The organism is Clostridium sp. ZBS15 (genome assembly GCF_023845705.1).
In the GTDB taxonomy this organism is placed as follows: Bacteria; Bacillota; Clostridia; order Clostridiales; family Clostridiaceae; genus Clostridium; species Clostridium aquiflavi.
In genome coordinates, this window is the sequence record NZ_JAMQHY010000010.1 from 1 (window position 1) to 11,914 (window position 11,914).

Annotated in this window: 10 protein-coding genes and 1 pseudogene; 6 read left to right on the plus strand and 5 right to left on the minus strand. The window is 28.6% G+C overall.

What is annotated here, in order from left to right:
* The first annotated feature begins 222 nt into the window (after window positions 1-222).
* Window positions 223-1,950: an N-acetylmuramoyl-L-alanine amidase family protein gene (locus NG904_RS04910; protein ID WP_252230248.1), complete on the plus strand. Its 1,728-nt coding sequence runs from the start codon at window positions 223-225 to the stop codon at window positions 1,948-1,950.
* A 75-nt stretch (window positions 1,951-2,025) separates the two neighbouring features.
* On the opposite strand, the gene NG904_RS04915 is transcribed toward NG904_RS04910, so the two are convergent.
* From NG904_RS04915 to NG904_RS04930, 4 genes are all read right to left on the minus strand, one after another.
* Entirely contained in the window at window positions 2,026-2,190 is a 165-nt protein-coding gene (locus NG904_RS04915; protein ID WP_205449997.1) for a YvrJ family protein, read from the minus strand.
* Between the two features lie 28 nt (window positions 2,191-2,218).
* Window positions 2,219-2,782 carry a sigma-70 family RNA polymerase sigma factor gene (locus NG904_RS04920; RefSeq protein WP_252211753.1) on the minus strand — a complete coding sequence of 188 codons (564 nt, stop codon included), beginning with the start codon at window positions 2,780-2,782 and terminating at the stop codon, window positions 2,219-2,221.
* Window positions 2,783-2,988: 206 nt separating this feature from the next.
* Entirely contained in the window at window positions 2,989-3,207 is a 219-nt protein-coding gene (locus NG904_RS04925) for a DUF2922 domain-containing protein (RefSeq protein WP_252230251.1), read from the minus strand.
* A gap of 130 nt (window positions 3,208-3,337) precedes the next feature.
* The gene (locus NG904_RS04930) at window positions 3,338-3,562 is read right to left on the minus strand and encodes a DUF1659 domain-containing protein (protein WP_205449994.1); all 225 of its coding nucleotides are present in this window, start codon (window positions 3,560-3,562) and stop codon (window positions 3,338-3,340) included.
* A gap of 366 nt (window positions 3,563-3,928) precedes the next feature.
* Between NG904_RS04930 and NG904_RS04935 the strand changes: the two genes are divergently transcribed.
* The 5 genes and pseudogenes from NG904_RS04935 (at window position 3,929) to NG904_RS04955 (ending at window position 11,359) form a co-directional block, all read left to right on the plus strand.
* The gene (locus NG904_RS04935; RefSeq protein ID WP_502801453.1) at window positions 3,929-6,166 is read left to right on the plus strand and encodes a cadherin-like beta sandwich domain-containing protein; all 2,238 of its coding nucleotides are present in this window, start codon (window positions 3,929-3,931) and stop codon (window positions 6,164-6,166) included.
* Window positions 6,167-6,866: 700 nt separating this feature from the next.
* Window positions 6,867-8,612: an N-acetylmuramoyl-L-alanine amidase family protein gene (locus NG904_RS04940; protein ID WP_252230255.1), complete on the plus strand. Its 1,746-nt coding sequence runs from the start codon at window positions 6,867-6,869 to the stop codon at window positions 8,610-8,612.
* A 447-nt stretch (window positions 8,613-9,059) separates the two neighbouring features.
* Window positions 9,060-9,377 carry a hypothetical protein gene (locus NG904_RS04945; RefSeq protein WP_252230257.1) on the plus strand — a complete coding sequence of 106 codons (318 nt, stop codon included), beginning with the start codon at window positions 9,060-9,062 and terminating at the stop codon, window positions 9,375-9,377.
* 269 nt (window positions 9,378-9,646) lie between these two features.
* Window positions 9,647-10,189 (plus strand): annotated as a pseudogene (locus NG904_RS04950) (MCP four helix bundle domain-containing protein); the annotation flags it as partial.
* Window positions 10,163-11,359, plus strand: a complete 1,197-nt coding sequence (locus NG904_RS04955; RefSeq protein ID WP_353846049.1) for a methyl-accepting chemotaxis protein — start codon at window positions 10,163-10,165, stop codon at window positions 11,357-11,359. The pseudogene NG904_RS04950 and the gene NG904_RS04955, both read left to right, overlap by 27 nt.
* A gap of 151 nt (window positions 11,360-11,510) precedes the next feature.
* On the opposite strand, the gene NG904_RS04960 is transcribed toward NG904_RS04955, so the two are convergent.
* Entirely contained in the window at window positions 11,511-11,729 is a 219-nt protein-coding gene (locus NG904_RS04960; protein WP_252226522.1) for a carbon monoxide dehydrogenase, read from the minus strand.
* Between the last annotated feature and the right edge of the window lie 185 nt (window positions 11,730-11,914).

The following is an 11,914-nucleotide window of genomic DNA, read 5'->3' on the forward strand; positions in this document are numbered from 1 at the left end:
GAAATGTTACATTTACTGCTTGTCCTAATTTTATATTGGGAAAAAGCTAAAATGGGACTATACTCATTTTTAGTATTCCTTAATTTAATTGCTCAGTTCGCTTCATGTATGCATATATCAACGCATTCTTAAAAAACATAACAAAAAATTAAGGTTATAGGTAATGCATTTTATATCATAAAATGGTAAAATAATAGTATGTATGTAATAGGAGGAAGAATTATGAATAAAAAATTAAAAAGAATTATTGCAATAGCACTTACAATTAGTGCATTTTCAACAATACAACCAACAAAATATACTAATTTATTTATTACAAAAGCATATGCCTCAAGTAGTCATATAAATGATATGAAATTAAATAAAACTGGCACATCAAATATAATTAAATTATATAGAGATGATGAATATGATTCAGTTACAACATTTAGAGGAAGCAGAAGCGAGTATTATGCAAAGACTTCATTAAAAAGTGTTAATGTAAGTTGTGACACAGATTCTAACTATAAAACTTATATTTTTATTGATAATAATAAAAGATCAACTCCATTTAAAAAAGAAGAAGAAATAGAACTTTCAAAGGGTAAAAATATATTATATGTTAGAACTTATAAAGATGGAAAGTTTGATAAGAATAATGTAAAGAATGATGTTGAAGATGAATATGAAATTCATGTAGAAAGAACTTCTTCTGGATCGGAAGATAGCAATATATATTTATCTAGTATTTCTTTAGATTATGGAAAAATATCTTTTTCTAAGAATAAGACAAGCTATGATGTTGATGTAAATTCATCAGTAGATGAATTTGAAATTAAAGCTAAACCTAGAGAAGATGATTATACTGTAAGAATAGATGGAACTAAAGTAAGCGATAGTGATGATTATTCTGAAAAGGTAAAATTAAAAAAAGGTAAGAATGTAATTGAAATTGAAGTTACAGATGAAGATGATAATGAAAAAATATATACATTAAATGTATATAGAGGTGGAAGAGATTCTTCTTCAAGTTCTTCTTCAGGTACATCTGGAAAAGAAGATAATAAGCAAAATGCCATTTATTTAGAAGATTTAGTTTTAAATGATGGAGATATAGATTTAGATTTTAATAAAAAGGTTACTTCATATGATATAAAAGTTAAATCTTCAGTTGATTCAGTAAAATTTGAAGCTACTCCTGAAGAAGAGGGATATACTGTAACTGTAAATGATAAAAAGGTTAATTCTAAGCATCAAAAAACCGTAGATTTAAATTTAAATAAGAAAAATGTAGTGAAAATTAAGGTTGAAAATGATGATGATGAATATAGAACATATACTTTAAATATAACTAGAGGAACAGTTTCTACATCGAATGATAGTACAACTACTCCGGGAAATGGTAATTCTGGAAGTACTACAGTAACACCAGGTAGTGGAAATTCAAATCCTGGGACAGTAACACCAGGAAATGGAAATAACAATAACAATAACAATAGCAATTCTAACTCATCAAATAATGCAGGTAGTGTTGTTAAAGGTAAATGGGTTAAGAAGACAGATGGAAATTGGCAATATCACGATGCTAATGGTGCTGTTTTAAAGAATCAATGGTTTAAAGATGCAAGTAATAAGTGGTATTTCTTAACAGCTGATGGAAATATGAAGACAAGTTGGCTAGAAGATAAGGGAAAATGGTACTACCTAAATTATGATGGTTCAATGGCAACTGGTTGGGTTAAGTTGAATGGATTCTGGTACTATTTAAACGGAGATGGATCTATGACTGTTGGTTGGTATAGAATAGGAGATAACTGGTACTATTCAAATGCTGATGGTTCTATGAGAACAGGTTGGTTACAAGAAGGAGATAAAAAATATTATTTAAATTCAGATGGATCAATGCAAAAAGGGACAAAGACTATAAATGGTGTAAACTATAATTTTAGTGGTAGTGGAGAAGTAGTTTAACTCACCCCTGGGGTGTAAAAAATGGAAAAAGTCATTATTATAAAGAAAAGCATAGGATGCATCCTATGCTTTTCTTTATCCTTGGGGTAATCCAAGTTTTGTTGATACTATGGTATTTAATTTATTTATAGATAGATTAAGTTCATGTATTTGTTTTTCTAGTCTTATTAATAAGTAACTGCTAACTGCCACAGGGAAGCCTACATTGCCAATTAAGTTGACTAATTCATTGATATTCATATCCTTTACATCTCCTTAAATTTTTAAATTAATTTAAATATTCACTTAATTTTTTTAGAGTTTTTTTCTTTTTACGATGTAATGTTGTATATGGTATTTTAGTAATCTTAGAGTATTTTACTAAAGGATTATTCTTTATTATTATAAAGTCTATTAGTTGTCGTTCATCATCATCTAATTTACTTAAAGCTAGTTTTAATCTCTTTTTTTCATCATTTTTATATAAAACTTCATCAGGAGTTGGTTCTTTTGATATCAATACATATTCTAAATTATCATTTAATATTAAAGCATCTGAGCCTTCAGCAGCATCTCTAGTTTTAGTTTTTCTTAATATTTGTTTTATTTCATTTTGTATTGAATTTGTAGCATATGCAACAAATTTATGTTCAGATAGTGAGTAATAATCAATGCAGCTAAAAAGTTTAGCATAACACTCATTTTTTATATCTAAAAAATCATAACCATGTGTAAAAGTTTTTGCAGCAATATTTAATATCATTGGTTTAAATTCTTTTGCAAGTTCTTCTTTAGCTTTTTTGTCACCTAGTTTCGATAAATAAACTAATCTCTCAATAGCGTTAAAGTTCATATTTACCCATCCCCTTTTAAAAATAATTAATATTTATATTGAAAAATGCAATAAAATTGTAATATAAGTAATAAATTGTATGTTCATAAAATATATATGCTTTAACTCATGAAAAAACCAAAAAAATTTTAATTTTTTAATTTACCCCTGGGGTCCAGAAAATGGAAAAAGCCATGTCGCTAGGACATGACTTTTTTAAAATTATTTTATTTAACTGTATACTTTTTAATTTCTTTTTGAGTTAATTGAGCATTTTCAATTTTAACGAAAGATCCTTTACTTGTTAAAAAGAAGTTTTTATCAATTATTAACTGCATTAAAGCTTTTACATTCTCATCAGTTAAATCATTTTTAACACCACTTATATTTATATTTGTTTTAGAACCAGTAGAATTAATAAAAGTCATTGATAATATATATTCCATTGTAATTCCTCCTAAAGATTATTAATTTTAATATTTTCTACAATAAATTACATAAATATTTAAAAAGTATAATATTGCAATTTATTGAATTTTGATGTGTGGTAATAAAGTAAGTTTTTTAGTTTAAATTTTATTCATTCATTAATTTTGATGAATCAGTTATGATATAGTTTCGACAATCAGCATCGAGTACTTTTTCTATTGCACTAGCAACTTCAAAGTAATCGTCAGCACCTATTGATGGATTAACATTTGAAAATGTTTTTTTTGTATAGATTGGATCACCTAATTTATCAACCCCCTTTTGCACCTCGATACCTAATGAACAACCTGTTACTAATTTTGTTATAGCCATAAAAGCATTCCTCCTTGTATTTTTTGTTTTGCCATATTTTAAAGGATAAGCTCACACTGGAAATTTTTGTCCAGAAGCTTTATACAAAAATATAAATTTGATTTTAAAACATAGCATTTGATTCGCTTTACACAAAAGATATATGTTAATAAGAATAAAATAACCGATTATTTGTAAAAAAAAATTAATTATTAAGCGAAAATTGGATTTTTGTGTTTAAAAAAATGGCTATAATTGTTATAATTGCTTATGTAAAGTTTATGTAGGCTTAAACGATAATTAATGTAGGATAAAAGCTTAATTTACTAACAAAAAGGGAGGAGGAAATTGCTAAAGTTAATATTCATTTAGCAATAAAAATAAATGATGAAAATTAATTTTAAAAGAGTTATTTCACAATTTTTAATATTGACGGTTATGATAACAGGAATTCAACTGGGGAATATTAAATCTGCAAGTGCGGTGGAATTGAATTTAGGATTTGTTGTAGAAGCGGGTGGAGCTAATTTAGATATTAATAAAAGTTCTTCAAATGCTTATTATACGGATGAAATTGATATGTCAGTATCGACTATTAATATAAAATCAAGTGATACGTCATATTACAAACTCGAAGGGGTAACATCTAATTCAAGTGGTGTAAAAATTGCAAGTTCAACAAGCAATGGGGTTACAAGTTATAAAATAGCTATGACTAAATATAATGATTTTAATGCTACTATTAAAGTAAAAGATTTAGGAACTCAAGAGGTTAAATCTTATAATGTTACTTTTAAATTTAAAGAAGAAAATGCGGATACATTTAAATTTAACAAGATAATGATAGCTGCATCTGGTAGTGGTGGAGCAATGACTCTTGACTTAGACTATAATTCTGATGGCGATGATTACTATATCTCAGGATTAGGAGATGATATAGATACAGCTAAAGTTAGTATTGTAGATGAAAATGGAAAGGCCATAACCTCAGGTGTTAAAATTACTATGGATGGTAAGACAGGCACCTTTAAATTACTAGGTGGAGAAAATGAAATACTTATTAGTAGAACAGTTAATGGACGTACGAAGATATTTAAACTTGTAATTGCTAAAAAAGGCAGTGCTAAATTAAAGTCTTTAACAGGTGTAACATTATCACCTACATTTAATCCGGAAACTACGGATTATACTGCTACTGTTCCAACAGCAACAGATAAGGTTGTATTAAAACCAACAGCAGCAGATAATTCATCTACTATAAGAATAAATGGTGTTCTTGTAAATAGTGGAACTAATAGTCAACCTATATCATTAAAAGAAGGAAAGAATGATATAACTATTAGAGTAACTACAAAAGATGGCGAAGTTGGAGTTTATAGTTTAGAGGTTACTAGAACTGAAGCGCCAAGAAGTTCTTATTTAAAATCTTTAAAAATAAATTCAGCATCACTTTCACCATCATTTAATAAACAAACTTTTGATTATACAGCTACTGTTGAAAATAAAGTAACTGCTGTAACTGTTACTCCAACAGCTGAATATGCTACATCAACTATTAAGGTTAATGGCAAAACTGTTGTAAGTGGAGGAACTACAGGTTATATTAGTTTAGATGAAGGTTCTAACGAAATAGAAATAAAAGTTACTGATGCTAAAGGTGATACTAGTACTTATAATATAGTTATCACAAGAAGATATGGAAAAGATAATGTAAAACTTTCAAATCTTAAGAGTACTGAAGGAACTTTATCACCTAAATTTGATCCAGAAACTTATCTTTATACTGTTAAAGTAGAGAGGGCAGTATCAAAAACTAAAATTGTATTTAAAGCTCAAAATGATAAAGCAACTATAAAGATAAATGGCAAAGAGTATGCAAGTGCACAAGAATCTGATTACATTGATTTAAAAATAGGGGCAAATCTTATTAATATTGAAGTTGTAGCAGAAGATAAGAAAACTACTACTTTATATAGAGTAAGTGTAATTAGAGATAGAATTGAAGCTATTAATGAATGGGTATTATCAGGTGATGATTGGACATTTTATGATGCTTTAGGTAATCAAGTAAAAAATAAATGGGTAAAATATGATAATCAATGGTACTTTGTAAATATCAATGGATATATGGAAAAGAACGGATGGATTAACGAAAGTGGACAATGGTATTATCTAAATGCGGATGGAACAATGAAAACCAATTGGTTTAAAGATAATGGGTATTGGTACTATCTTCAAGGCGATGGTGCTATGAAGAATTCTGGCTGGGGATATTATGATAAAGAATGGTACATGTTTGGACCTAATGGGATGCTTGAAACTGGTTGGAAACTGTATAAAGGTAATTGGTATTTCTTATTAGACAACGGTACAATGAGAAGAGGCTGGGAGTATTATGATTTAAATTGGTACTATTTAAATGATGATGGAACAATGAAAAAAGGCTGGCTATATGACGGGAAGAATTATTACTATTTAAATAATAGTGGTGTTATGAAGACAGGCTGGCAAAGAATAAATAGTAAGGATTATTATTTTGATTCTTCAGGAAAGATGAAGACTGGATATATATTCTTAGATGGTAAATGGTATAACTTAGGACAAGATGGTTCATTAATTTATTAATTTAGCTATTCTTGGACTAGCTAGTGACAGTCACCAATTGGGGTTGGTGACTGTCACTTTTGTTAATTGGTGACTGTCACCGAAAAAACGCTATGAGTTTTATTCGTAGCGTTTTTTTTATTCTTTAGAAAATTATATCACATGGAAATATGCGGATAACTTATGGGGATATTGTATTTTAGGGGCATGATGAGTATATCTAAAGAATAAAAAATAATCATATAAGCATTGTAAAGAGAAATTTAGCCAAGCTGATGACTGTCACTTTACTCAGAAATAACCAAGCTGGTGACTGTCACCATATTACATTGGTGACAGGCACTTTCAACATTTATGTAATAATATGAAATAAAAGAATAAAATTGAAAAAAGACAAGCTTTTAATCTCATTAAAATGAATATGTACAAAATTTTGAGAATAAAAATGGATTTTGTAATATCCAATAGTTTTAAATTCTTTTATAGGAAATATAATCTAGTAATAAAATTCATAAAAACTATTTCCAATAAAGTCGAAAGGTGTTAAAATAAAACTATGGCATATGAGATATAAAAAACCACTTATTAAGGAATTATATTATATAATGATTACTAATAATATGAATTGTTTTTTTATATGGTAAAGCCATACTTACAAAAGATAAAGCTTTTATTAAAGTTAAGTATTACAAAGGATAAAAGAACAAGGAGAGAAAAAAGTATGATAAAAAGAATGAACAAATTAACAGCTCTTTTAGTTGCTGCAACTGCTGTTGCTTCAATAGTTCCAACAGGGGTTAGCGCTGCTGACTACCAAAGAATAGAATCAAAAGATGGTACAATCTATAATGCAGTAGCATTTAAAGATGGAAAGTTCTTCGTTGATGGTAACGTTAAAGATGGAGATACTGATGCTGCTTACTACTTAAATGATGGAAAGTACTCAGAATTAGAAAACCTTGATACTGGAGTAGATGTTGATGGAGTATACGCTAACAAATATCTTTCAGTTGAAGGTGGAGATTACTACATCGATTTAGAAACTGGTAAAGTTATAGATGAAGATTTAAAAGAAAATACTTTAGATGATTTAGCAGTAAGCTTAAGAAAACAAATTAAAGATAAAGCTGATGATAGATACACAACTGAACATAGTGAATTAAAGAATGCTTCAGATTTCACTTTACTTGAAGGTGCTAAATTTACTGATGCTTGGTATGGCGTTAAATATGATGGAAACAATGTTTATACAGACGTTAAAGGAAACTATATAGATGCTGACTACAACTTAGGAAAAATTAAAGTTGAAGTTACAACTGGATCAAGCGCAAAATCAGTTACTTTAAACAACACTGAAGATACTGAAAAATCAATTACAGATGGACAAAAAGTATCTGCGAAAATTACTGATTCAAAAGTAATTGGACAAGACTCTGATAATATCTACAGAACAGCAACTATAACAGTAGAAGCTGGAACTGATACAATAAAATCAATAAATAATGTTACAGTAACACCAGTAGATGGTAAAGTACAATTTAAAGTTATCCAAAAAATATCAAAAGCACAAGCTTCTGATACTATAGATGGAGCTAAATATGCTAAAACAGTAGCTAACTATGCTATAACAGATAAAGATGGTGTAGATGCAACTGCTCAATTAGCTGATATGTCATTCAACGTTGTTGATGGAAAATTAGTAGCTTACAAAACAACTACAACTGCTAATAAAGTAAAAGTTGAAGCTAAAACAGTTAAATTCTCTACTGAAAGAGGATATACTTATACTGAAATCGAAGATGTAGATGCAGAAGAAGGAACAGCTTTTGATATCGACGTTGACGGTAACATGTGGTTATTAGAAAGTGGATTTGTTTATAAATTTGATAATGAAGAAGATTGGGACAAAGTTTACAAAGTAGACGGATCAATGAGTGAAATGTCAGTTTATAACAAAGACAACATGGTTGTTTGGAATGAAAAAGATGAAGTTTACTCAGTAGTTGGAAACAAAGATTCAGGAGAAGTTGAAAAGCCAGAAGTAACTACTGGATGGGTTAAAAACTCAGATGGAACTTGGACATTTGTTAAAGAAGATGGAACTAAGGCAACTGGTTGGTTAAATAACAACGGAACTTGGTACTTCTTAAATGCAGCTGGAATCATGCAAACTGGTTGGATCAACGATAATGGAACTTGGTACTACACTAATGCTTCAGGAGCTATGTTAACTGGATGGCAAAACGTTAATGGTACTTGGTACTTTATGCAAGGATCAGGAGCAATGAAAACTGGTTGGTTAAATGACAACGGAACTTGGTATTACTTACAAGCTTCAGGAGCAATGAAAACAGGTTGGTTAAATGATAACGGAACTTGGTACTTCTTAAATGCTTCAGGAAAAATGCTTTCTAATACAACTGTAGATGGATACAAATTAGGAGCTAACGGAGCTTGGATAAGATAATTATTAGATGATTATCTTAAATGAAAAAGGATGGGGTTATCTCATCCTTTTTTTATTCTTTAGGAGATTATAAAAATCTTAAGTCTGTGGATAATTTCTAGAATAGCATGTTTTAAAGATATGATAAGTATCTCTAAAGAATAAAAAATAATCATATGCCGCACCATTATTCCTTCACTGCGTTTGGAAAGGGTGCATGGCTAAAAAAATCTAAGGTAAAATGAGATATTTTGAATGGACAATGGACGATTGACAATTTAGGATGAAATCACGTTGTGATTTCTAAAATATATATTTTTAAGAACGCCTGTGGCTTTCAACCATAATTGTCCATTTTCAACTGTCAATTGAAACGTGGCGTAGCCACTTTTGTTCATATAGGAAATTATATATGTTTAAAACATAATTAAATAGATAAGTATTTTAGAGTAACAGGGGGATGTACTGATGGAATTAGACTATAGTGGTTGGAAGAATTTAAAAGGAAAATGGTATTTTTTTAATGAAGGTTTTATGAAAATAGGCTGGGTTCAAGATGGACATGCATGGTATTATCTAAATGATGATGGAGAGATGCAAACTGGTTGGATTAAAGATGGTGAAAGCGAATACTTTACAAATTCAAGAGGTATAATGCAAATTGGATGGATTGATGATTGTGGAATTTTATATTATGCAAATAAAAACGGTTTAATACAAAAAGGAAAAGTTATTATTGAAAAGAAAGTATATACTTTTTCTGAAGATGGAAGACTTATTTCATAAAAATATATTAAAAAAAAAGCCTTAGTGGCTTTTTTTTGTTACTTAATAAATAATAAGGATAATTAAGGGGAATGTTTTGGAATTATATAGACAGTATAGTATAATAAAAAAATAATTTATTAATTTGGTAAAAATAATTACTGAATTAATGTATTAATATTTATATAAAGAATTTAAGGTTCCTTACGAAATAGATAGTGATTAAATAATTAAAGTTTTTTACATAATATAGCAATTGATAAAATACAAAATTAGAGAGGAAGAGTGAAATGGACTTTTATAAAAATTTAAAAGTAAAAACTAAATTAATAGGATCATTTTTGTTTATGGCAATGATTGTAATATTAATTGGTTTAGTTGGAAGAGAAGCATTAATAAATACAAATAATAATGTAAAGGAAATGTATAATGTTGATTTACAAGCAATGCAAAAAATCTTATCGATAAAGGCAAACTTAGAAACAATAAATGGAAAAATATTGCTTGAAATGCATGAAGATCATAAAAATATGTTTGAAAATGCTAAAACAGAAATAAATGAAAAAGTTGAAGAAAATACTATATACATAAAAGAATATGAAGAATGAAATATTTCAGACAAAGAAAGACAAGCATTTAATAAATTTAAACAAGGTTTAGAGAAGTATAGGATAGAAAGAGAAAGTTTAGTTAGTTATATTTATGAGGGTAACTTTGAAGGTGCTGAAAAAAAATATTTAGACATACAACCTATACAACAAGAAATGACTAAAAGTCTTAATGAACTTGTAGAGATAAATCAGAATATCGCTAAAACAGCTAATGAGAATAATAAAGATACTTTTATTAAAGCCAAATTATTCATTGATGTTACAACTATAATATCAATTTTAATTGCAATTACACTTGCATTAAGCTCATCACTTAGTATATCTAAGTTATTAGACAAAATGATAAATTTTGCAGAAAAGTTAGCTCTATATGATTTTTCAACATCACTTGACATTGGAACAACTAATGAATTTGGAAAAGCTGCTAATGCTTTAAATAAAGTGCAAGAAAATATAAGAGAATTAGTGAAAAATATAATGGATGATTCTCAAGATATAAGTTCAGCTAGTGAAGAACTTTCAGCGACAGTCGAAGAGTTATCAGCAAATGCAATGCATATAAATGAAGCTGTAAATGAGATTGCAAATGGAATGCATGAAACCAGTGCAACATCACAAGAAGTGACTTCAGCTGTAGAAGAAGTAGATTTAAGTATTACTCAGCTTTCTTCTAAAGCAGTACAAGGAAGTAATAATGCTAATGAATTTAAGGAAAAAGCTTTAGTAGTTCAAAATAATAGTAAAATAGCTATTGAAAATACTGAAAAGTTATACAGTGAACAAGAAAAGAAAATGATGAAAGCTATTGAAGATGGTAAAGTAGTTGATAATATAAGAGATATGGCAGATACAATATCTAATATAGCAAGTCAAACTAATTTGCTTGCATTAAATGCAGCAATAGAAGCAGCTAGAGCTGGAGAAGCTGGAAAAGGTTTTGCAGTTGTTGCAGAAGAAGTTAGAAAGCTTGCAGAACAATCATCATTAGCAGTGACTGGGATACAAGATACAATTATTGAAGTTAATAAAGCATTTAAAATAAGTATTAATACTGGTACAGATATACTTAAATTCATTCATGATGATATACAAGAACAATTTGATGCATATGGTGAAGCAGGACATCAATATTATAATGATTCTGATTTTGTAAGTAAAATGTCAGAAGAAATTTCATCTATGTCACAAAATGTAGCTTCTACAATAGGGGATGTGAGCAGGGCAATTCAAAACATGGATACAATAGCTCAAAATTCAAATGAAAGAGTGGACTTAATTAAAGAAAGTGTTAATGAGAACACAAGAGCTACAAATGAGATAGCATTGGCTGCACAAGGTCAAGCAGAATTAGCTCAAAGACTTACTGAAATGGTACAAAAGTTTAAAATTTAGGCTCTGTTTTAGCAGAGTGCTGATATATGCATAAGCAAAGTCCAATTACAATGCCACTTTCCCTATTGCATATATAGACACAGATTTAAGACATATTCAAAAGTTAAATATAAAAACAATTAGAACCCTATTTCTAGAGTTCTAATTGTTTTTATATTGAAAATTTATTTTTTGTATTACAAAATGGACATTTAACAATTGCTTCATAATTAGTTATTGTTCCGTTACTTCCTATAGTTTCACCTATGGCTATTACCTCTTGCGCTTGCATACCCTCTCTTTTTATTGTAGCTGTCCTCTCACCATAAATTATGCAATTCCATTTTACAATATTATGGCATGCATTGCATTTGTTTTCTTTATTGACCACCTTCAAATTTACCACTCCTCTCATATAATTTTATTATATAAGACATGGTAAAATTCCTTCTATCTTTTACATGACTTATAAATATTATAATAATAATATCCATTGCGGTGTAATTGTTTACTTTTGCTAATTTTCACTTAAATTTGTTAACATGTTTTTAAAGTAAAAAAGCTGTTTCAAATTTT

Coding starts and splice junctions, on each gene's coding strand:
- NG904_RS04910 (WP_252230248.1), top strand. CDS start 223: ATGAATAAAAAATTAAAAAGAATTATTGCAATAGCACTTACAATTAGT.
- NG904_RS04915 (WP_205449997.1), bottom strand. CDS start 2,190: ATGAATATCAATGAATTAGTCAACTTAATTGGCAATGTAGGCTTCCCT.
- NG904_RS04920 (WP_252211753.1), bottom strand. CDS start 2,782: ATGAACTTTAACGCTATTGAGAGATTAGTTTATTTATCGAAACTAGGT.
- NG904_RS04925 (WP_252230251.1), bottom strand. CDS start 3,207: ATGGAATATATATTATCAATGACTTTTATTAATTCTACTGGTTCTAAA.
- NG904_RS04930 (WP_205449994.1), bottom strand. CDS start 3,562: ATGGCTATAACAAAATTAGTAACAGGTTGTTCATTAGGTATCGAGGTG.
- NG904_RS04935 (WP_502801453.1), top strand. CDS start 3,929: ATGAAAATTAATTTTAAAAGAGTTATTTCACAATTTTTAATATTGACG.
- NG904_RS04940 (WP_252230255.1), top strand. CDS start 6,867: ATGATAAAAAGAATGAACAAATTAACAGCTCTTTTAGTTGCTGCAACT.
- NG904_RS04945 (WP_252230257.1), top strand. CDS start 9,060: ATGGAATTAGACTATAGTGGTTGGAAGAATTTAAAAGGAAAATGGTAT.